Raw genomic sequence first — 22314 nt, forward strand, 5'->3', positions numbered from 1 at the left:
TAAGGATTGAATGGGTAGGGCTTTTTTATTGTCATATTCTTTTAATTTAACCAACCCTTGGCGGATTTTATGGTAAATTCAGCAAAGCAGTCCACGCCCATGGCGGCGAATGTCTTTTTTGCCTTATTGATGTTAGGTATTAGTGTCTATTTTGTGATGTGGGGACTTGATTATACCAATCATCAGCAAGTTGTGCTGTTTTTGGTGGCATCATTTTTTGGGATTTTTATGGCGTTTAACATCGGTGGTAACGATGTCGCCAACTCCTTTGGTACGTCAGTCGGAGCAGGGACGCTCAGTGTTACCCAAGCCCTAGCCGTGGCGGCGATTTTTGAAGTCTCTGGGGCGGTCTTGGCAGGGGCTGCCGTGACTGACACGATACGCAGTGGTATCGTGGACATCTCCGATTTGGGGGTGTCGCCCAATCAGTTTATTTATCTTATGCTCTCAGCACTCATCGCGGCGGCGTTTTGGCTACTGTTTGCCACCAAGCGGGGTCTGCCTGTCTCCACCACACATGCCATCATCGGGGGTATCGTGGGGTCGTCTATCGTGCTTGGCGTGAATCTGGGTGGGTCTGAGCTTGCTTTATCCACTGTTAAATGGTCAAAAATCGGCGAGATTGCCATCTCTTGGGTGCTCTCCCCTGTACTAGGCGGGGCGTTGTCCTATGTTATTTATGGGCTGGTTAAAAAGAACATTTTGGCGTACAACGACCACATGGAAATCAAGGTCAAAGAGCTAAAAGCGGAGAAAAAAGCCCTAAAAGCCCGCCAAAAAGAACATTTTGAAAACCTACCAGAAGAGAATAAACTGGACTACACCACCGCCTTACTGCGTGACCAAGAGATTTATAAAGAAGTGGACAGTGCCGATGAGCTAGAAACAGGCTATTATAAAGAGTTGCACGCCATTGAACACAAGCGTGAAAACCTAGACACCCTAAAAGCACTCAAAACATGGGTGCCACTTATCGCTGCTTTGGGTGCGGTCGTGATGACAGCGATGGTGGTGTTTAAGGGGTTAAAAAACACAGGGCTAAACCTATCCACCTTGCATTCTGCCCTTGTCATGGGCATGATTGGGGCGATGGTGTGGCTGACCGCCTTTATCTATACCAAGACCATTCGTGGTAAGCACAAAGAGGATTTGGGGAAAGCGACCTTTATCATGTTTAGCTGGATGCAGGTGTTTACCGCTTGTGCCTTTGCTTTCTCACACGGTTCAAACGACATTGCCAATGCCGTTGGACCTTTTGTGGCGATTATGGACGTTATCCGTGAAAACGCCATTGCCGCCAAAGCCACCGTGCCTGCTCCTGTACTGGTTACCTTTGGTGTGTCGCTTATCGTGGGGCTTTGGTTTATTGGCAAAGAAGTTATCCAAACTGTTGGGACAAATTTGACCGAAATGCACCCAGCGTCAGGATTTTCTGCCGAGCTTGCGGCGGCGGCGGTGGTCATGGGGGCGTCAAGCCTTGGTATTCCTGTATCCAGTACGCATATCCTTGTCGGGGCGGTGCTTGGCATTGGACTTGTCAATAAAAACACCAACTGGAAACTCATGAAACCCATCGGGCTTGCGTGGATCATCACGCTCCCTGCGGCGGGGGCGATTAGTGCGGTGGCGTTTGTGGCATTGTCAGCGATATTTGGCTGATGATAAAATTAAAAAAGAGCGGATTTACCGCTCTTTTTTGTTGGCAAAAATTTAAAGGCTGTTATCCCCAAGGAACTTTAAAATTACCACAAATGCAATGATGTTTGGATATAGCCCCTACAAGCCTGTGACAAATATCAAGTTTGCTAGACATGCGTTGGCAACACGCCTAGAAGTGGTGGATAATGCCTATACAGGGGGCGTGACGGATTTGCCTAGCTTTAAGGATGGTGAGATTTTTCATGCAAAATAGATAAAAGCGTTAAATTTTCATCTTATTTTATAAAAATGTTATCAATGGCAGGCACGTCCTAGATAAAAACCGCCGATGACAATGGCATTTGTTTTGACAAACTTATCACTTAGTCAGATTCAAAAAATGATTTACCGCTTTTAACGTTTGCTGATAAGGCGGTGTGTGTTTGCCCTGATGAGATATTAACCGCTCATGCAACAGAGCAGGGGTGGGATGTGGTGGATTGGTGAATTTGATGCGGTATTGATGATTGGGTGGATTTGTAGGGACAAATTGATTTGCCCTTTGGTAAAAGGTTGGTTTTTAGGGTGTGTTTATAAAAAGTTTTTTTGAACATGCAAGCAACAAAAAAAGGCGTACTCAACGATACGCCTTTTTATTTGTATGGATTATTTCATAAATGGCAACATCAAGAAGCCTTGTAGCACCACTAAGTTCATTAAGTCCACAAAGAACGCCCCCACCATCGGGATAATCAAAAATGCCTTGTGAGATGCACCATAGCGGTCGGTAACTGCTTGCATATTGGCAACAGCAGTCGGGGTTGCACCCATACCAAAACCACAATGACCTGCCGCCAGTACTGCCGAATCGTAGTTTTTACCCATGACTCTAAACGTCACAAAATAGGCAAACAAAATCATCACAATGGTTTGTGTCACTAAGATGACAACCAAAGGTCCTGCTAGGTCGGCAAGTTCCCACAGTTTTAATGACATGAGTGCCATCGCCAGAAACAGGCTCAAAGATGCATTACCAAAGACATCAATGGCACGGTCAAACATATCAAAATTAAAGATGCTGGTCAATACGTTACGCAAAATCACGCCCGTAGCCAACGCCCACACAAAGGTTGGCACTTTGAGCTGAGCTAACCACTCAATGTCTTTGGCAACACCGCTCATATAATCGGCAGCCACCAAGCACACCGCAAACAAAGCCAACGTCTCCACCGCAGAGACGGCAGTAATAAGGCGTACGCTGTCAGATTTTTCAAAGACGGTGTTGTTAGCGTCGTTGCTAGTGTCTGTTTTGTCAAGATTGGCGTTGTTTGGTGCGGTATTGACGGCTTGTACGCCCATTTTTTTGATCAGGCGTTTTGCCACAGGACCGCCAATCAGACCGCCTGCCACCAAGCCATAAGTCGCCGCCGCGATACCCATGGTCACTGCCCCTGTTACGCCATAGTCGTTTTCAAGGGTCGCACCCCACGCACCTGCCGTGCCATGACCGCCAATCAAGCTGATAGAACCTGCCACCAGTCCCATGATGGGGTCAAGCCCGAGCATGGATGCCAGTGCCACGCCCACGCCGTTTTGGACGAGTAGGAAGAAGCCGACCAGTACCGTCAAGATAACCAGTGGCATGCCCCCTGCCTTTAGACGGCGAAAATCTGCTGACAGACCGATGGATGAGAAAAACATGAGCATGCAAGCGGTCTGTAATTCTCTTTGGATATTAAAAACGTAGCCGTATTGGAAATTTAAAAAATAAATGATGGCAGCTGCAAGCAAGCCACCCGCCACAGGTTCGGGGATGTTAAAATCTTCCAAAAATTTAATCTTTTTAACCAAAAATTGTCCCACAAGTAGGACGATGGTTGCCAAAATCAGCGTGTGATAGCCGTTTAGCGTGATTTCGGTGAGTTCCATGCAAACTCCTTATTTAAAATAATACGCCCCAAAAGAGCTTAATCGATTGTTAGTTTTTTTAAAGCTATAATTTTCAATGACTTACAAAAATCATTTGAAAATGGTGTATTATATACAAAAAGTTACAATAAAGCAAATCATGATCTAATAGATGATAATTTTGGGTGGATTTGTGTGGGTAAGGTGCAATGTTTTCTTATATGATTGTCAAATTTAGGTTCTTTTATTATAAATACAAAAGTTCAACACGCCCAAATAAGGATTGACCTGCCGATAAGGATCGGTTTGCTTTGACTTGTACAACTGATAAAAATAAAAACCAATGACAATTGCACCAATCGTCGCCACAACAACTTGCATGATTCGAGTTAATGGATTCATCGTAAAATCCCTAAATCTTGTATTGCTAAAAAAGCGTATCCATTGATACGCTTTTTTTGGGTCTAAATGGCAAATCACTGCATGAACGGTAGCATAAGATAGCCTTGTAATATTACTACGTTCATCAAGTCCACAAAGAACGCCCCCACCATCGGCACAATCAAAAACGCCTTATGCGAGTCGCCATAACGGTCGGTAACCGCCTGCATATTGGCAACGGCGGTCGGTGTCGCCCCACAGCCAAAGCCACAATGACCTGTGGCAAGCACCGCCGCATCATAGTCCTTACCCATGACATTAAAGGTAACAAAATAGGCAAATAAAATAATCGCAAGCGTTTGTACGCCCAAAATAATGACCAAAGGACCTGCTAGGTCAGCCAGCTCCCACAGTTTTAAGGACATGAGTGCCATCGCCAAAAACAGGCTCAAAGAGGCGTTACCAAAGACATCAATGGCACGGTCAAACATTTTAAAATCAAAGACCATCGTCAAAACATTACGCAAAATCACCCCTGTTGCCAACGCCCACACAAAGGTTGGCACTTTGAGGGCGGCGAGCCATTCGACATTTTTGGCGATGTTGCTCATGATATCCGCCCCCACCAGACACACCGCAAACAGAGCAAGGGTCTCAATGGCAGAGCTTGCGGTAATGAGACGAATGGTGTCAGGTTTTTCAAACATGTTTTTATTGGCGTTATCGTCATCGATACTGTGCTTGGTGCTATATAGCGATTGGTCGTCTGCCAGTTTTTCTACGTCCGAGCGGTCATCTTTGGCGGTGGTGGGCTGTATGTTGAGCTTACTCACCAGTCGTTTTGCCACAGGACCACCGATAAGACCGCCTGCCACCAAGCCATAGGTTGCAGTGGCGATACCGACCGTTGTCGCCCCTGTCAGACCGTACTCGGTTTCTAGCGTGCTACCCCAGCCCCCTGCCGTACCATGTCCACCTGTGAGGCTAATCGAGCCGACCACCAACCCCATGATAGGTTCAAGCCCAAGCATGCTTGCCAGTGTTACACCAATACCATTTTGTAAAATCACAAACGCCCCAACCAGTAGGGTAAAGATAACCAACGGCTTACCCCCTGCTTTTAGACGGCTAAAATCAGCCGATAAGCCAATAGAGGCAAAAAACATCAGCATACAGGCGGTTTGTAGCTCTGCCTGAAAAATGAAACTGTACCCAAAGACCGTATTGATTCCCAAAATCAGCATGGACGCCAATAAGCCCCCTGCCACAGGTTCAGGAATGTTAAACTCGTCCAAAAAGCGGATATTTTTGACCAACAACCGCCCAATGAGTAGCACAATCGTTGCCAAAATCAGCGTATAATAGCCGTTTAAGGTGATTTCCATGTAAGCTCCATAGATTTATCAAAAACTTTTAATTATAAATGCAAAAACCTTATAAATCAATGATTGATTTTTATTCAAATTGTCCCGCCCAACAAGTAGCATTTTTCATGCAAAAACGGTTGATTTATTTGTAAAATATTTTTAAATTATAAATAGTGCAATAATAGAGTAGGCACACCCCAAGCAGGGCAATCGCACTACAAAATTTTATATGGAATTGATTAAAAATCAAGCAAATTTAGTGTTTATAGTTAATTTTAACTAAATAAATTTTTAATAGATTATTCAAAGTTTAATTGGTTTGGTGGGTTTTTAAATAATTGTGCATCTAAAAATTACCAATTTCTTTAAAAACATAATTTTATTTGCTAAAAATTAAATATAGTGCGATTGCCCTGACACCCCAAGCGGTATTGATGAAAAATAATCAAATATTTGCTATAATATGCTTTTATTTTTAAATCCATTGTAAGGTAATCATCATGGAAATCGCCCCATATCAAGAACAAATCAAAGACCTACACGCTCGTGGCAAAGAGCTTTGGGGGTATCTTTGACGTTGAGAGTAAAAAAGAACGCCTAGAAGAAGTTAATCTAGAACTAGAAAACCCCGACATCTGGAATGACCCCGAGCTTGCCACCAAAATCAGTAAAGAAAAATCAGTGCTAGACGGTATCGTGGGCGTGGTAGACGGCTTGACCGCCAAGCTAGACGACGCGACCGCCATGTTGGAGCTTGCCGTAGAAGCGGACGATGAGAGCCTGCTGGCAGACGTGCAAGCCGAGCTTGATGATGCCCTAAAAAGCGTGGAAGACTTAGAATTTAAACGTATGTTTAGCGGTGAAATGGACGCCAACAACTGCTATCTGGATATACAGGCAGGCTCAGGCGGTACCGAAGCCCAAGACTGGTCGGAGATGCTCCTGCGTATGTATCTGCGTTGGTGCGAGTCGCACGGCTTTAAGGCGGAAGTTTTGGAAGTTTCCGAAGGCGGTGTGGCAGGTATCAAGTCGGCAACCATTGCGGTCAAGGGTGATTATGCTTTTGGCTGGCTTCGCACTGAGATTGGCGTTCATCGTTTGGTTCGCAAATCCCCCTTTGACAGCAATAACGGTCGCCATACGTCATTTTCGGCGGTGTTCGTCTCCCCTGAGATTGACGACAATGTACAGATTGACATCAATCCTGCCGACCTGCGTATTGACACCTATCGGTCAAGCGGGGCGGGCGGTCAGCACGTCAATACCACCGACTCTGCCGTGCGTATCACGCACCAGCCCACAGGCGTGGTCGTGGCGTGCCAAAACGAGCGTTCACAGCACGCCAACAAAGACACCGCCATGAAAATGCTCCGAGCCAAACTCTACGAGCTTGAAATGCAAAAACGCATGGAAAAACAGCAAGCCCTAGAAGACAGCAAATCCGACATCGGTTGGGGGTCGCAAATCCGCTCTTATGTGCTTGATGATTCACGCATTAAGGATTTGCGGACAGGCGTTGAGACGTCCAACACCCAAGCGGTGCTAAATGGCGATTTGGATAAATTTATCGTGGCGAGTTTAAAAGCAGGTCTGTGATTTTAAAATTAATCGTGATAAATAATAATGATTGATTTTGCCTATCCAAAAATCCTGCTAAATATTGTAACAAACTATTTATTTTATCATTAACAGGTGTTAAAATCTTAGCACCTGTTTAAAAGGGTATTTTTAATTTCCATGATTTCAATAAGGAATGATTATGTCAATTGACCGTATTCGCCACGCAGGTTTGCGTGAAAAAGTGATGACTGCTGATGAAGCCGCCCAATTTATCCAAAATGGCATGATGCTTGCCGTTACAGGCTTTACAGGGGCAGGTTATCCAAAAGCGATGCCGACCGCCATCGCCAACAAAGCCAAAGACGCTCATGCCAAAGGCGAGAAATTTAGCGTAGGTATGGTAACAGGTGCGTCCACCGCCCCTGAGTGTGATGGCGTGCTTGCCGAAGCCAAAGCCTTGCATTTTCGTTCGCCATTTCAGTCTGACCCAAATTTGCGTAATGGCATTAACGCAGGCGAGATTGCTTACCAAGACATGCACTTATCGCACGTTGAACAGCAAATGCGTCAAGGCTTTTATGGTAAATTTGACGTGGCTATCGTTGAGGCGACCGCCATTACCGAAAATGGTGAGTTGATTTTTGCGATGGGTATCGGTCATGGCGTAGAAGCGGTCAAAAATGCCGACAAAGTCATCGTTGAGATTAACGCCGCCCTAAGTGCAGGCTTAGAAGGTATGCACGACATTTATGGCGAAGTAGGTCTGCCACCGCACCGCAAACCGATTCCTGTGGTAGGGGCGTTTGACCGTATCGGTACGACAGGGCTTGCCATTGACCCTGATAAGGTTGTGGCGATTGTGCTAACAGATGCTGGCGACCGTAACTCTAAGTTTGCCGAACCCGATGACGTATCTAAGCGTATCGCCGCCCAAGTCATTGATTTTCTTGACCATGAAGTCAAAGCAGGTCGCTTGCCTAAGAGCCTACTACCGCTCCAATCAGGCGTGGGTAACGTAGCGAACGCAGTCATGGCAGGGCTACTTGACGCCCCATTTGATGATTTGACAGGTTATACCGAAGTGCTACAAGACGGTATGCTTGACCTAATCCTTGCCAAAAAGATGAAAACAGCGTCCGCCACTGCCTTGTCATTTAGCCCAGATGCGTTGGCTCGCTTTAACGAAAACATTGAGTTTTTAAAAGACAAAATCATCCTTCGCCCAATGGAAATCAGCAACAACCCAGAAGTGATTCGCCGTTTGGGTGTGATTGGCATGAACTCCATGATTGAAGCGGACATTTATGGTAACGTGAACTCCACGCACGTCATGGGTACTCGCATGATGAACGGCATTGGCGGTTCTGGCGACTTTACCCGTAACGGCTTTTTTAGCATTTATGTCAGCCCGTCCACCGCAAAAGGCGGAGCAATCTCGGCAATCGTGCCAATGGTAAGCCACCACGACCACACCGAGCATGACGTGATGTTTATCGTAACCGAACAAGGCATGGCGGATTTGCGTGGTAAGTCGCCAAAAGAGCGTGCCAAACTTATCATTGACAACTGCTCGCACCCTGATTACCGTGATATGCTCCGTGATTACTATGACCGTGCATTCGTGGCAAGCCAAAAATCAGGCGGTGTACACACCCCACACCTATTGCTAGAAGCCTTGTCATGGCACCAACGTTTTGTTGAAACTGGCGATATGCGTATTAAATAATCATCGCTTTGGCAAAACAAAACACCCAAGTTGTCGCTTGGGTGTTTTTTTGAGCGGATTTTTTGGGGTAAATTACATTTATCCTTATAAATCATCACTTCAACAGCCACAATATCGCCATTGGCAACCACACCGCCGTTACTAAGCCATTGATGGCAAGTCCAAAGGCAGCATATCGCCCTGCGGTGGGGCTGATAGTCCATGCTTCTACCGTGCCAATGGCGTGGGCGACCAGACCCAGTGCCAAGCCTTTCGCTCGGTCGTCTGTGATGTTTTTAAACAAAATACGGCACACCCCCGCCCCCAAAATCCCCGACACGATGATGATAAGGTTGGCAAGCACAAGTGGTGCGTCAATGATTTGGGCGACCGACAAACCCACAGGCGTGGTAACCGACCGTGTGGCAAAGCCCAAAATCGTCTGCATATTTAGGCTAAACACATACGCCAAACTCATCGGCACAATCGCTCCAACTAGGCTTGCCATGACGACGATGATAGACAGCTTTTTGACAGGCAAGCCCTTAAAATCCATGCCTGCCAAGGGGACAGCAAGCAAAACAGTGCTATACCCAAGCAAGCGATCAAAGACAGGTTTGGCATGGGCGTAATAAGTATTGTAGGGCAGTTGAATTATGGCGATGATGATAAGCGTTAGCACAATGGCGATGATAATCATCGGTATGCCACGAAAGTATTTATTGATATAACGTAGTACATATTTTGCCCCGATGTGGGCGATGAGCGTAACAATAAAGGCGATAAAAATCGTGGTGCTGTCAAGGGTTGGCATGATTTCCTCCTTTATCGTCCGTGCTTTTTAGCCAGTTTTGGGACAATTTGGCAAATGCCCAAAGCGGTATCACGGTACTCAGCACGATGACCGCCGACACGGCAAGTAAATCCGCCCCCAGTCCAAACAGCAAAATCCCTGCCCCTGCCGACACAGGCAAAAATGCAAATCCACTATCCACGAGTAGCACGCTTGCCGATGACGACAGCCAATTTGGTAGACCGCCCTTAATGAGACGCACGCTCATAAGCACAGCAAAGAGCGACACCAAGCCGACAATGTTGGTGGCGGTCGGCATTCCCAAAGCGGTGCAAACGACTAAGGCAAGCTCACGCACACCGATGACGATACAGACGGTGGCGAGCATACCGAGCCAAAAAGTTGGGGATTTGGTGAGATAGGGGGATTTCATTGTTATTATGTCCTTATATGGGGTGTCGCTTGACTTGTCTAGGGCGTGTCTACCCTTTGTATTTGCAATGAAAAATGAGAAAAATCGCACGTTTTTCAAGGAAAAGTCCGCAGTTGATATTGAAATATCAACAAGGATTTTGACGCAGAAAAACAAGATTTAGCCATTTTTTATGCAAAAACAGTTGGTTGTTTTTGCAAAATTTCAAAATATAAATTGTGTTATAAAGGGTGGGCACGCCCTACATTATTTAATCATCATCACGTCATCAGGTCAAGGTGTGGGGCAGGTTTTATAAGAAATGTTCATTATTTTATAAAAAAATAAAGCCAAACACGACTGCATTTGGCTTTATATTCAGATAAAAACTAACGCCCAATCGCACGCCAGCCAATATCACGGCGGTACTGTATGCCGTCAAAGGCAATCGTACCACAGCTTGCCAAGGCACGGGCTTGGGCTTCGGCAACGCTCGCCCCGAGTGCGGTAACACACAACACTCGTCCGCCATTGGTTAGGATTTGCCCGTTTTGCTCTTTTGTGCCTGCGTGGAATACTTTTAGGTCGTCCTGCGACTCTGGCAAGCCTGTAATCACATCGCCTGATGATGAGCTTTCAGGATAACCACGACTTGCCAAGACAATGCCTAACGCCACTTTGTCCGTCCATTCTGCACTGGCGGGCAACTTGCCGTCTAGCCCTGCCAAAATCAGCTCAACCAAAGACGACTTTAATCGCATCATAATCGGCTGAGTCTCAGGGTCGCCAAATCGACAGTTAAACTCAATCACATAAGGGTCGCCTGCGTCATTTATCATCAGCCCTGCGTACAAAAAGCCCTTATAAGGTGTGCCATTTACTTTCATCTCGTCCACGACAGGGCGGATAACACGCTCAATCACTTTATTATGCACATCAGCCGTTACCACAGGGGCAGGGCTGTACGCCCCCATACCGCCTGTGTTCGCCCCTTTGTCGCCTTCAAAAATGCGTTTGTGATCTTGACTGGTCGCCATGGGCAAAATGTTATTGCCGTCAATCATACAGATAAAGGACGCTTCTTCGCCTGCCAAAAACTCCTCGATGACGACACGACTCCCTGCCTGCCCAAATTTATTGCCCGAGAGCATATCATCAATGGCAACAAAGGCTTCGGACTCGTCCATCGCCACAATCACGCCCTTACCTGCCGCCAAGCCGTCCGCCTTGATGACAATAGGCGTACCCTTGGAGCGGACAAAGTCTTTTGCCGACTCTACATCGGTAAAGACTTCATAAAAGGCGGTGGGAATGCCGACTTTTTTCATAAAATCTTTGGCAAATGCCTTAGAACCTTCTAGCTGTGAGCAGTATTTAGAACAGCCCCACGCACGCACGCCAGCACGCTCCAAATCGTCCACAATGCCCGCCACAAGCGGAGCTTCCGCCCCCACAAGCACAAAAGCGATGTCGTGAGATTGACAAAACTCAATTACGGCAGGGTGGTCGGTGATGTCCAAATCCACGTTTTGGAGCTTGGGTTCGGTGGCTGTACCTGCATTGCCACGAGCGACATAGACGGTCTGTACTCTGTCATCTTTGGCACACGCCCACGCTAAGGCGTGCTCACGTCCGCCTGTACCTGTAACTAAAATTTTCATAGCAGTCCTTATGGGTTGGGGTAAATGCCCTTATTGTAGCAAATTTTAGCCAAAAAATCTTGGGGGTTTTTGGCTGTTCTATGGATTTTCTTTTGATTTGTGGCGAAAAAAATAAGATAATGCTCATAAAAATCCCAACAAAGAAAAGATGGGTGTAAATAGAGTAATTTTATTCATCATAAGCTAATAGGGCGTGCCTACCATTGATAACATTTTTATAAAATAAGATGAAAATTTAAAGCTTTTATCTATTTTTGCATGAAAAAATGGCTATCCGACCACTTAATTTAAAAAGTTAAGTGAAAATCTTAAAATTTACCTGATTAAGTGGTCGGATTGTTTTTCATCGTCAAAAGCTCGTTTGATAGAATAACTATCAAACTTCACTTTTTCCTTGAAAAACATGCGATTTTTCTCATTTTTCATTGCAAATACCAAAGTTCAACACGCCCTAGTTAACGGCGTTATCAATAAACTTGCGATTGGTTTGATAATAAATCTCTTTCCAAACTAAAAATAAACCTTTATAAGTATTGGGGTTGAAGTTTTTAAAAATCCACAAAAATCGGGGTTTGGAAAGAAGTCTAATACATTTTTGATTACACACCCAACCAACTTGATATTTACCACGGGTTTGCAGGGGTGTGCTGAGCACACCCTGTGAAAAACACTCTGGTCGCTAAGAGATGGTTGATTGGGAGTTGGGTGGGTTAATATGAAAAAAATACCCCACCCAAAACCTAAGACTTATCCTGATGGGCAAGCTGACTGATTTCCACCGCTTGCAATAATCCCAATTCATTAAATTCTTGGCGTAATTGTTTTACTGCTTGGGTTTGGTCTTTGGTTTGGGCAAGAATGTCCAAATAGCGGTTAATGTATTTGGTTTTATCTACCGCTTGCCAAAGTTTTTGATATTTGCGTTTTTGAAAAATATCATTCACAAAGCTAAGTAATAATAACCCAAGCAGAATATATTCTATTTTCATAGTTTACCCATATCAATATGAATCAATATCTATCAAACCGTATTGCGTCATTTGCCACACTTTGCACGGGCGTTTTATTTGCCAAATGGGGAGCGGATAAGGAGCGTTTGACAATGATTTTGCCATTGCCTTTTAATTGAACATTGGCAATATCCAAAAACAGTCTTTCATCATCATCGCTTGGCGGATTTGCTAAGTCATGTAATACTTGCATGGTTTTACCCACCTTTGCCGAATAGCTATCAGACGGAAACATGGGGTCAAGATAAATCATATCCACTTTTGGCAATGTTGCCATAAAGTCGGTATTCAAAAAATTACCATGATAAATTGCAATTCGGCTTAACAGCTTTTGCCAATTTGGATTGGCGTTCATCATTTGATGCTCAAATAATAACAGCATTGCCACGATAGGATTTTGCTCTATCATTAACACATTCGCCCCTGTACTTGCCAATATCAATCCATCCTGCCCAAAGCCTGCCGTACCGTCTATCACGCTCATATCAGGCGTTAATTTACTTGCTTGTAATATCAGCTCAGACTTTCGCCCTGCGGTTACGATACGTTTGGTTAGGGCTTGCCAATTTAATGATGATTTTATAATAGCATTGTTGTCAATTTTAATTAAGGTTGGGGTATTTTTTATAATAGCGATTAGGGGTGTATTAGCATTGTCATTGGCAAACGATGAGATAAATTTATCACTTAGTTTTGATAAAGCATAAAAAGATAAATTTAAAGACAAATTATGATTTTTATTGATAACGTCTAATATATCAAATAATGCTTTTTCTTGTTCGGTGCCGATGATGTTGATAGTCAAAATATTGCCTTTTTTAAATAGATATTTCTATACTTGTTTAACTTCAAAATGCACCACCGTAGGGGCGTGCATAGCACACCCCTACAAAAGGTATTTTTCAAAAGGTAGAATGGGTGCAAATTGGGGTTAATTTCCATAAATGGTATGTGTACTAGATTGATTTTAAATAAAAATCAAATGTCATTTTAATATATTAAATTTGATAAAATATTACCCTTTAATCTGATAACCAAACACAAAATACGCCGATAACACAATCACGCCTGTGATAATCCGCAAATAGGCAAAAATCATAAAATCCCGTTTTGACACCCAAGCCACAAGCAAACGAATACATAGCAGGGCAACGACAAAAGACACCGCCGTTCCCACACCCAAAATCGCCCAATCTTCCCCTGTTTGCAGCACGTCTTTTTTCTCAATAAGCTCCAAAAGCCCTGCCCCGACAATGACAGGAATACCCAAAAAGAACGAAAATTCAGTAGCGGATTTGCGAGATGCCCCAAACCACAACGCCCCAATAATGGTAGAGCCAGAGCGACTGGTACCAGGGATCAGGGCAAGGCATTGAGCCAGTCCGATTTTTAACGCCATTTTAAAGTCAATATGTTCAGCTTCTTGTGCCTTAATGGGGCGTGGGTGCTTTTCCACATAAATGATGAGCAATGCCCCGATGATGAGCATGGTTGCCACGACAAGCGGGTGAAACAGCGTGCCTGTGATAAAGTCTTTGAGCGTAAAGCCGACAATCATGACAGGAATGGTGGCGATGATGAGCGAGATACCCAGCCCACGGGGGTTGGTCATGCCGTCCGCCTTGCCAGTCAGTAGCCCCATAAATGCCGTCCACAGCCTGCCCCAATAGTCATAAATAACCGCCAAAATCGCCCCAAGCTGAACAAAAACAATGAACAAATCCCGCTTGTCCTTGTCCCAAAAATTCATGATGTCTGCCGACAAAATCATATAGCCTGTACTAGAAATCGGCAAAAACTCGGTAATGCCTTCGACAATGCCCATGATAAAGGCTTTGATAACTAATAAAATGTCCAAAATATTACTCTTGCTTAGGGTTGTAATTGAGATTGATTAAATTTAGCTAATGATGTTGGATTAGAATAATCATATTTCCACTGATTGGATTTTTTATCCAAAATCAGACGCACGATTTCACCATTTTTTAAAATTTCTATTCTAAAAAACTCTTTGGTTGTAAAGTCTTCTGCTGGTATTTCATAAATAACCCTAACGTTGTCATTTAATATGGATTTTAATTGTTTGGCTAACGAAATGCCCATTCTGTGAAATTCAAGCCAATCAAATGAAATTGGCTTGGTTCTATCAAAATCTCTAAAAGCCAGATTAGCATCATTATAATCAAACCATGCATATTCAAATTGTACATGCCAATCACAAAATTGTTGCCATAATTCATCGGGTATGGGGCTGGGTTGGTCGGTCATGTTGGGAAAATAACTCACGCAACATTCGCCAATGAACTTGTCTTTTAATTCTTGCTGTCCCCATAAAAAAGCCTTGCCATATTCTGCCATGACAATAATAAAAGCATGGTCGTTTAAATTGGTTTCATCAGCGGTTTGTTTTTTCATGATATTGGCGTTTGTCACGCATGGTTTGGTGTTTTGTGTGGTTTTGACAATTTAAATAGGGCGTAACATACTTACGCCATAATAATCATTTCTTACCTTGTTCTGCCAAGGTTTTCCAAGCGTTATTTCTAAGATACACAGGCAAGGCGTTTTCTGCCGTTACCGTCTCGCCCTTTAAAAATAGCGGATAGGCAAGGCGGGCGATATGCTCGGCACTGGGATTTAGACGTAATTTTTTGGCATCTGTTGCCACCAAATCCACCCCGTCCCCCACGATGATGTCGGTCTCTACACGCTTATCATAATCCAGCAGATATTCGTTTTGGGCAATGGGCAAGGCGTTTTGCACCACAAAATCCCCTGCATAGACTTGGTTTTGGCGAGCGTCTATCACGGCAGTTATCGTTGTGCCGTCCGCCATGCTTGTTTGTTCACACGCCATAAATGCCAAGGCGTGTAGGCTAGATATGCCGATACACGGTGCGTCATTGGCGACAGATAAGGCTTGGGCTAAGGCGGTGTTGATACGAATACCGCTAAACGCCCCCGGTCCACGGTTAAACGCCCATGCTTTGACATCCTTAATATCCACGCCTGCCGTATGTAGTGCCTTATCCAGCATGGGCAAAATAATCTCCGTTTGCCCACGTCCACCCGCTACGGTCTCGGTATAGATAATGGTGTCATTTTGTAAAATGGCGATAGAGCATTGCTCAAAAATGGTGTCAAAGGCGATAAGAATGTCAGATGGGCTGGGCGATAAGGCAGTCATAGAATGCGTGCGGACGAAATAAAAAACGCTTATCATACCACAAAATACTTGTAAATTTTAGGGTTTTAAAAGCGGTCGGGGGCATTGATAACATTATTTACAAGAGAGTAATAATTAAGAAATTTTATTTTTGTTGGACGGGGTGGTTTTATGACAAATAAATTTAGGGCGTGCCTGCCTTTGGTATTTGCAATGAAAAATGAGAAAAATCGCACGTTTTTCAAGGAAAAAACGCAGGTTGATAGTTATTCTATCAGACAAGTTTTTGACGCAGAAAAACAATCCGACCACTTAATCAGGTAAATTTTAAGATTTTCACTTAATTTTTTTAAATTAAGTGGCCGGATAGCCATTTTTCATGCAAAAATTGATTGAAATTGTCAAGTTTTCATCTTAATTTTATAAAAATGTTATCAATGGTGGGCACGCCCTAATAAAAACTTTTGGTATTTTTAATCAAATCAGCGTATAATGCTTAAATCCCATAAAAACTTTATGGTGTGTATTTTTAGGTGTTATTTAGGAAATTGTTATGGAATCTTATGTTTTGTATGATGATGGTCATCACAAATGTATTGCGTTTAGCATGCCCGAAGAAGATGAAAGCGTGCCGTCTAACCAATTTTTAATCATTGATGGCAAAGAAGCGGCAATTATTGACCCAGGTGGGGATTTGACCTTTACGCCACTGACCTTGCAAATCACCAAATACACCAGCATGGAGAGCATTAAGTACGTCATCGGCTCACACCAAGACCCTGACATTTTGGCGTCCATGCCCCGTTGGCTCATCCATTTGCAAAACACCAAACTGCTTATTCCGACGTTGTGGGAGCGGTTTTTACCCCATTATAATTCTGCCTTTACCAAAGGGCGACTGCACCACGGTCTGTCAGAGCGGCTCGAAGGCATTCTTGATACAGGTGGGGTTTATGCACTGGGCAACACCCAAATCATGGCAATCCCTGCTCACTTTTTACATTCGGTGGGTAACATTCAGTTTTATGACCCTGTCAGTCAGATTCTGTTCTCGGGCGATATGGGGGCGTCATTGGTGGGGCATTCTGGCATTAAGGTAGAGAATTTTCAAGCTCACATCAACAGCATGTCAGGCTTTCACAAACGCTACATGGCAAGCAACAAAGCCTGCCGTCTGTGGGCGGACAGCGTGCGTCAGTTGCCTGTGGACATGATGGTGCCACAGCATGGCAAGCGGTTGGATGGACGAGCCACTTTTGATGAGTTCTTAGATTGGATTAGTGAGTTGTCTTGCGGTATTGATTTGATTGATGAGAGTACTTATGACATCAGTGAGCTGATGACATTGGCAAGAATATAAGGGCTTGTGCAATAAAAAAGGCGTGATGATACGCCTTTTTATTTTGGTTTTTTGGTAGGCAGATTGCACCTAACCAGCTTGATATTTACCACGGGTTTGTAGGGGTGTGCTGAGCACACCCTTTGACGACAGTACCGTGCAAGGCGTGCACAGCACGCCCCTACACCCAAACGTCATTGCGTTTGTAGTATTTTAAAATTTCTTGGGTGCGTCATTCATGGGTAACACCATCCACAGAGCCATGCTCTAACAGCCTTGACCCTATCCAATGCCGACTAAACTGATATGCCACCCGCCCCGAGCGACCACCCCGAGTGCTTGCCCATTTTAGGGCTTCACCACGTACCATCTCATCAAATGCCATGTCCTCCCGTGCCAAATAATACGCCACAATATCCAGATACGTCTCTTGATTCATGGGCGAGAACGATATCCACAGCCCAAAGCGGTCTGAGAGCGAGACGGTCTCATCGATGGTCTCATAGGGATTGACTTCATCGGTTTGACCGTTATAAATACTAACGTTGTCTTTCATGAGCTGTGGTAATAGATGACGGCGGTTACTGGTGGCATAGATGAGTAGGCGGTCTTGTTCGCTGTCTAACGCCCCATCCAGCACGCTTTTTAGGGTGCGGCAATTTTCATCATGCCCATTAAATGCCAAATCATCGCAGTAGATGATATAACGGCAGTGGTTGTCGCTTGCTTTGATGGCGTGGCGGATTTTGTCAAGCATTTGCAAATCATCTCGGGCGACTTCTATCACTCGCAGACCGTCTTGATGATGGGCGTGAAGTAAGGCACGCACAAGGCTTGATTTACCCGCCCCACGAGTGCCAGTCATGAGAACGTGGTTGGCAGGCAGGTTTGCCAAAAACTGGCGGGTGTTTTGAATGATTTTGTCTTTTTGGGTGTCAATGCCGTGCAAATCGTCCAAAGTGATGGCAAGGTGAACATCAACAGGGACGAGTGTGCCACGCTGACCGCCAACCCAGCGATAGGCAAGGACATCGGGGTCTAGGTGGATGGATTGGGTGGTGCGTTCGCTTAAAAATTGATTGGCTTTTTGCAAAAAGTCTGCACCAAGGGCAAGCAGTTCGTTAGGTAGGTTCATACAGGATTGGTGGGGTTAAAGTGTCTCATTAATGTAGCATAAAACACCCAAAAATAAAACCACTTCGTGTGGTGGTCGATGAGTGCGGGTGTTGCAAAAAGATTATTGAGCCATGCGAATGCCGATGTCTGTTCGACCATGCTTTTGCAAAGTATCACGTTTGGCAGTGCTCTCTTTGTGTTACACTCAATAAACTTTAAAATTGCTACAAACGCAATGATGCTTGGATGTAGGGGCGTGCTGTGCACGCTTTGCACGGTACTGTCATCAAAGGGTGTACTCAGCACACCCCTACAAACCCGTGGTAAATATCAACTGGGTGTATAATCCAAGTATCACATAAAGGCAAACATGCCCAAATCAACCATGCTACCCAACACCAGACAAGGACACAACCATGACCCATGCATTATATTCTCATCATTTATCTGCCAATGCAGCAAAAAGCCTAAACCAAATGACCGATGACGAGCTGTGGACATGGTGGCTGTCGCTTGATGATGAGTGGCGATTTTTTTTGTTAAGACAGGGGTTGGAATTAAAATTATGGAAAAATAATAAAAGGGTTTTTGATGAAAAATATGATTATCAAGCGGAATTTGATTGGCTGGATAAATCATTGGTTTTTGAGTGTGTTAAGGAAATAGTAAGTTTAACCAAACTTAATTTAGAGCGTAACCAAATCCAAGACATTTCAGCATTGGTAGGCTTAACCAATTTAACCGAGCTTTATTTATGGGGCAATCAAATCCGAGATATTTTGGCGTTGAAAAGTTTAATAAGCTTAACTGAACTTGATTTATCATACAACCAAATCCAAAATATTTTACCTTTGGCGAATTTAACCGAGCTTGATTTATTAGAAAACCAGATACAAGATATTTCAGTATTGGCTAAATTGACCAATTTAAACGTTCTTAATTTAGAGAGTAACCAAATTCAAGATATTTCTTCTTTAAATAATTTGACTGATTTAAACATTATTGATTTACGCAATAACCAAATCCAAGACATTTTATTTTTGGAAAATTTAACAAATTTAACCAGTCTTGATTTGGGAGATAATAAAATTAACAATATCTCGGCATTGAAAAATTTAACCAATCTAACTTGGCTTGACATATGGGGTAATCAAATTCAAGACATCTCTGCTTTGGCAAGTTTAACCAATTTAACAGTGCTTGGTTTGGAAAGTAACCAAATCCAAGACATTGCTATTTTGGCAAATTTGAAAAATCTGAGTAAAATTTATTTAACCAATAATCCAATTAATCCGGCAGATATTGAAAAATTACGCCAACAATTGCCAAATTGTGATATTGTGTTTTGAGATAGAATAGGAAATTTGCCTTATAATAGACTAACCCGCCACCACAAACCGCCCACGCTCATCAAAAAACCGCCGAACCACCAGCACCGCCGACAGCGTACACGACAGCGTACTGCCCGCACAGATAAAAAACATGGTAACAATCTGATAGCGTACCGCCTGCGTGGGGTCAGCCCCTGCCAATATTTGCCCTGTCATCATACCGGGTAGGCTCACCAGTCCGACCACGAGCATGGAATTGACGGTTGGGGTCAAGCCATTTAGCACCGCCGATTTGACAAGCTCATGCACCGCTTCAAAGGGGGTAGCCGACAGCGATAGGCGAGATTTGATAAGGGCTTGCTTGTCGTGCATGGCGTTTACAAGTTCGTTGGTTGTCAAGGATATGGCGGTCAAAGAATTGCCCAAAATCAGCCCCAAAATCGGTATGATGTACTGGGGGCGATACCAAGGCGACACCTTTAAAATCAATATCATGGCAATCAGCGTAACCACGCCTGCGGCAACCGACAGCGAGATGATGCTATCAGATAATAAGCCCTTGTAGGGGCGTTTGACCCGACCTTTTGCCGAGACGCTGGCAATGAGTGTCATCACGGTTAAAATCGCAAGTACCTGCCACGCACTCTCACGAGCGAATACCCACGCCAAAATCAGCCCAATCATGGACAACTGCACGACCGTCCGCACCCCTGCCATGATGAGCGTACCTGTTAAGCTAAGTCGCAGGTATGCCGACACGCCTATCGTGATAAGTAGTAAGGTGCTGGCTAAGGCGATGTCGGTTAGGGTAAGTGTGATTGCCATAATGTATAAGTTATTGATTTAAATTGATATTTTATTATTTGTAGATGTAGGGGCGAATTGCAATTCGCCCAAATCTACATTAATCTTAAAATCTTGTTATTGCCAATTTACACCGCCAACATACCATTATCCATACGCCACAAATCCGCCCCCAACACCTGTTGTTCGCTTGGCGTGTGCGTAACCCAAATCAGGGCTTTGTGGTTGTCATGCCAATCTAGCACGAGTCTCATGAGCAAATTTGCCGTCTCATCATCAAGGGCGGACGTGGTTTCATCAAATAGGGCGAGCGTTGGGTTAAATTGCAACGTCCGCAAAAAACTCACGATTTGGCGTTCACCCCCTGATAGCTCGTGGATGGATTGGTTGATAAAATTGTCATGTTTGCCGAGCGTGGTAAGTTGTTGTAAATGCCAGTCTTTATCAAATTTTTTGTTTTGATGATGTTTAAAGCCAAAGGGGGCGGTTAGGTTATCTAGTACTGTGCCGTCCGATAGGCTAGGCGTTTGATGAAATAGGGCAACGGCAGTGCGGTAATCAGGTGGGGAGATTTGGCTAAGGGGTGTTAATTTTCCATTTTTATTTAACATAATCCTATCAGTAACGGCATTATCCAAAGGCAACAAATCGGCTAGGGCTTGTAATAATATCGATTTGCCAGAGCCTGACCGACCGACCAGAGCGACTTTTTGCCCGTAATGTAAGGCAAAAGACACGTTATCAAGCAAGGTACGGTCTGGGGTGTGGTAGGATAGGGCGGTGGCGGTGAGTAAGGACATGATGTGGCGTGTTTGGGGTGGGGATTTATTATATTAGATTTGCCGATGGCATTGCCAAAAACCGCCTGCCCTTGATAGATTGATAAGTTTGATGAGTGGGGCAGACGGCTTGGTGTGGGATTTTATTTTTTGGTGGGTCGCTTACTTACATCCTTATGCTCGTCAGTCTCATATAACGCCCCTGCACGTCCCACGATGAGCGGGTCGATGTTGCCAATCTGTGAGTCGTCTTTGTCGGCATAGTCCAGCTTGTTTAGGACATAACGCATGGCGTTGAGTCTGGCACGCTTTTTACAGTCGGATTTGACGACAATCCATGGCGATTCGCTCGTGTCGGTCTCAAAGAACATCGCTTCTTTGGCGATGGTGTAGTCATCCCATTTGTCAAGGGACGCTTTGTCCACAGGCGAGAGCTTCCACTGTTTTAGGGGGTCATGCTCACGGCGAGAGAAACGCACTTTTTGTTCTTCACGACTTACCGAGAACCAAAACTTGATGAGCGTAATGCCCGACTGAGTCAGGTGTTTTTCAAAGGCAGGCACCTGCTCCATAAAGGTGTGATATTCATCATCACTGCAAAAGCCCATGACGCGCTCGACCACAGCACGGTTATACCATGAACGGTCATACAGCACTATCTCGCCTGCGGTGGGCAGGGTCTGCACATAACGCTGAAAATACCATTGCCCATGTTCGGTCTCGGTCGGCTTTTCTAGGGCGACAACCCTAGCACCACGGGGGTTTAGGTGTTCCATAAAGCGTTTGATGGTACCGCCTTTACCAGCGGCGTCACGTCCTTCAAAAAGGATGACGATTTTTTGTCCTGTTTCTTTGACGTGGCGTTGTAGTTTTAGAAGTTCGATTTGTAATTTGTACTTTTGGGCTTCGTAGTTTTTACGGCTCATGCGATGTTTATAAGGATAACCGCCTTCACGCCAGTTGGGAGCAAGTTCGGTATCTTTGGATTTGCTCGCACCCAGCTCGCTACTTAGTTGATGAGCGACGTTGGTGGCAGGTAGGTACTCCGCCAAGCGAACTCCAATTTGGGTCAAATCATCAGCACTGGCGTGTTCAACCAACTCTTCTAAGCGAGAGAGTGTGTCAGAGAATTCATCACGAAATTTGGTGGTGGACTGCTTTTTTGGGGCGGTTGCCATGGCACATACTCCTAATAAAAATGTGGTTTTGTTTTATATTAACATAACGGTAATATTTTGGCAATATAATACATCCATTTGTTTTTGACTTTTTATGATGGGTTTATTTAAACAGCTGTGATTATCAATTAACTGCTTATTATCAACTTTGTATAAGTGATTTGTT

Annotated in this window: 22 protein-coding genes; 7 read left to right on the forward strand and 15 right to left on the reverse strand. The window is 44.4% G+C overall.

What is annotated here, in order from left to right:
- Positions 1 to 69 precede the first annotated feature (69 nt).
- Positions 70 to 1659 carry an inorganic phosphate transporter gene (locus tag AAHK14_RS09495; RefSeq protein ID WP_065254854.1) on the forward strand — a complete coding sequence of 530 codons (1590 nt, stop codon included), beginning with the start codon at positions 70 to 72 and terminating at the stop codon, positions 1657 to 1659.
- Between the two features lie 97 nt (positions 1660 to 1756).
- A complete protein-coding gene (locus AAHK14_RS09500; RefSeq protein ID WP_156064924.1) occupies positions 1757 to 1912 on the forward strand; it encodes a hypothetical protein in 156 nt (51 codons plus the stop codon).
- A gap of 392 nt (positions 1913 to 2304) precedes the next feature.
- Here AAHK14_RS09500 and gltS read toward each other — a convergent pair whose 3' ends face one another.
- The 3 genes from gltS to AAHK14_RS09515 all read right to left on the reverse strand — a co-directional run bounded on the left by gltS (position 2305) and on the right by AAHK14_RS09515 (position 5312).
- A complete protein-coding gene (gene gltS / locus AAHK14_RS09505; protein WP_065254855.1) occupies positions 2305 to 3567 on the reverse strand; it encodes a sodium/glutamate symporter in 1263 nt (420 codons plus the stop codon).
- A gap of 213 nt (positions 3568 to 3780) precedes the next feature.
- Positions 3781 to 3948 (reverse strand): hypothetical protein, encoded by a 168-nt coding sequence (locus AAHK14_RS09510; RefSeq protein ID WP_156064926.1) that lies wholly within the window; start codon positions 3946 to 3948, stop codon positions 3781 to 3783.
- A 74-nt stretch (positions 3949 to 4022) separates the two neighbouring features.
- Complete coding sequence (locus tag AAHK14_RS09515; protein WP_065254856.1) at positions 4023 to 5312, reverse strand: sodium/glutamate symporter; 1290 nt, start codon at positions 5310 to 5312, stop codon at positions 4023 to 4025.
- A 482-nt stretch (positions 5313 to 5794) separates the two neighbouring features.
- Between AAHK14_RS09515 and prfB the strand changes: the two genes are divergently transcribed.
- Positions 5795 to 6890, forward strand: a protein-coding gene (gene prfB / locus AAHK14_RS09520; RefSeq protein WP_156064928.1) for a peptide chain release factor 2 whose coding sequence is annotated in 2 segments (ribosomal slippage) — positions 5795 to 5866 and positions 5868 to 6890 — 1095 coding nt in all. Because the reading frame shifts where the segments join, the coding sequence is not laid out codon by codon here.
- A gap of 163 nt (positions 6891 to 7053) precedes the next feature.
- Positions 7054 to 8580 carry an acetyl-CoA hydrolase/transferase family protein gene (locus AAHK14_RS09525; RefSeq protein ID WP_083108225.1) on the forward strand — a complete coding sequence of 509 codons (1527 nt, stop codon included), beginning with the start codon at positions 7054 to 7056 and terminating at the stop codon, positions 8578 to 8580.
- A gap of 94 nt (positions 8581 to 8674) precedes the next feature.
- On the opposite strand, the gene AAHK14_RS09530 is transcribed toward AAHK14_RS09525, so the two are convergent.
- The 8 genes from AAHK14_RS09530 to tsaB form a co-directional block, all read right to left on the reverse strand.
- Positions 8675 to 9373, reverse strand: a complete 699-nt coding sequence (locus AAHK14_RS09530) for an LrgB family protein (RefSeq protein ID WP_062499503.1) — start codon at positions 9371 to 9373, stop codon at positions 8675 to 8677.
- Entirely contained in the window at positions 9360 to 9785 is a 426-nt protein-coding gene (locus tag AAHK14_RS09535) for a CidA/LrgA family protein (protein WP_065254859.1), read from the reverse strand. Before AAHK14_RS09535 ends, AAHK14_RS09530 begins: the two co-directional genes overlap by 14 nt.
- 368 nt (positions 9786 to 10153) lie before the next feature.
- Positions 10154 to 11425: a phosphoribosylamine--glycine ligase gene (gene purD, locus AAHK14_RS09540; protein WP_194092569.1), complete on the reverse strand. Its 1272-nt coding sequence runs from the start codon at positions 11423 to 11425 to the stop codon at positions 10154 to 10156.
- Between the two features lie 740 nt (positions 11426 to 12165).
- A complete protein-coding gene (locus tag AAHK14_RS09545) occupies positions 12166 to 12414 on the reverse strand; it encodes a hypothetical protein (RefSeq protein WP_062501241.1) in 249 nt (82 codons plus the stop codon).
- Between the two features lie 22 nt (positions 12415 to 12436).
- Entirely contained in the window at positions 12437 to 13240 is an 804-nt protein-coding gene (locus tag AAHK14_RS09550; RefSeq protein WP_062501238.1) for a class I SAM-dependent methyltransferase, read from the reverse strand.
- Positions 13241 to 13450: 210 nt separating this feature from the next.
- Positions 13451 to 14293, reverse strand: a complete 843-nt coding sequence (locus AAHK14_RS09555) for an undecaprenyl-diphosphate phosphatase (protein WP_065256920.1) — start codon at positions 14291 to 14293, stop codon at positions 13451 to 13453.
- Positions 14294 to 14307: 14 nt separating this feature from the next.
- On the reverse strand, positions 14308 to 14850 hold the full coding sequence (locus AAHK14_RS09560; protein WP_065256919.1) for a hypothetical protein: 543 nt from the start codon (positions 14848 to 14850) through the stop codon (positions 14308 to 14310).
- A gap of 85 nt (positions 14851 to 14935) precedes the next feature.
- Complete coding sequence (gene tsaB, locus AAHK14_RS09565) at positions 14936 to 15658, reverse strand: tRNA (adenosine(37)-N6)-threonylcarbamoyltransferase complex dimerization subunit type 1 TsaB (RefSeq protein ID WP_227514768.1); 723 nt, start codon at positions 15656 to 15658, stop codon at positions 14936 to 14938.
- 114 nt (positions 15659 to 15772) lie between these two features.
- Between tsaB and AAHK14_RS09570 the strand changes: the two genes are divergently transcribed.
- Positions 15773 to 15925 (forward strand): hypothetical protein, encoded by a 153-nt coding sequence (locus tag AAHK14_RS09570; RefSeq protein WP_158081028.1) that lies wholly within the window; start codon positions 15773 to 15775, stop codon positions 15923 to 15925.
- Between the two features lie 229 nt (positions 15926 to 16154).
- The gene (locus tag AAHK14_RS09575; RefSeq protein WP_065256918.1) at positions 16155 to 16961 is read left to right on the forward strand and encodes an MBL fold metallo-hydrolase; all 807 of its coding nucleotides are present in this window, start codon (positions 16155 to 16157) and stop codon (positions 16959 to 16961) included.
- Positions 16962 to 17172: 211 nt separating this feature from the next.
- Here AAHK14_RS09575 and AAHK14_RS09580 read toward each other — a convergent pair whose 3' ends face one another.
- A complete protein-coding gene (locus AAHK14_RS09580) occupies positions 17173 to 18075 on the reverse strand; it encodes an ATP-binding protein (RefSeq protein ID WP_065256917.1) in 903 nt (300 codons plus the stop codon).
- Positions 18076 to 18472: 397 nt separating this feature from the next.
- On the opposite strand from AAHK14_RS09580, the gene AAHK14_RS09585 reads away from it, so the two are divergent.
- Complete coding sequence (locus AAHK14_RS09585; protein ID WP_065256915.1) at positions 18473 to 19405, forward strand: leucine-rich repeat domain-containing protein; 933 nt, start codon at positions 18473 to 18475, stop codon at positions 19403 to 19405.
- A gap of 30 nt (positions 19406 to 19435) precedes the next feature.
- Here the strand turns inward: AAHK14_RS09585 and fetB are convergent, their stop codons facing one another.
- From fetB to ppk2, 3 genes are all read right to left on the reverse strand, one after another.
- Complete coding sequence (gene fetB, locus AAHK14_RS09590; protein WP_065256914.1) at positions 19436 to 20212, reverse strand: iron export ABC transporter permease subunit FetB; 777 nt, start codon at positions 20210 to 20212, stop codon at positions 19436 to 19438.
- Between the two features lie 107 nt (positions 20213 to 20319).
- The gene (locus AAHK14_RS09595) at positions 20320 to 20991 is read right to left on the reverse strand and encodes an ATP-binding cassette domain-containing protein (protein WP_062499064.1); all 672 of its coding nucleotides are present in this window, start codon (positions 20989 to 20991) and stop codon (positions 20320 to 20322) included.
- A gap of 122 nt (positions 20992 to 21113) precedes the next feature.
- Positions 21114 to 22148 carry a polyphosphate kinase 2 gene (ppk2, locus tag AAHK14_RS09600; RefSeq protein WP_083108223.1) on the reverse strand — a complete coding sequence of 345 codons (1035 nt, stop codon included), beginning with the start codon at positions 22146 to 22148 and terminating at the stop codon, positions 21114 to 21116.
- Positions 22149 to 22314 lie beyond the last annotated feature (166 nt).

Origin of the sequence: Moraxella sp. K1664 (assembly GCF_039693965.1) — a bacterium.
In the GTDB taxonomy this organism is placed as follows: Bacteria; Pseudomonadota; Gammaproteobacteria; order Pseudomonadales; family Moraxellaceae; genus Moraxella.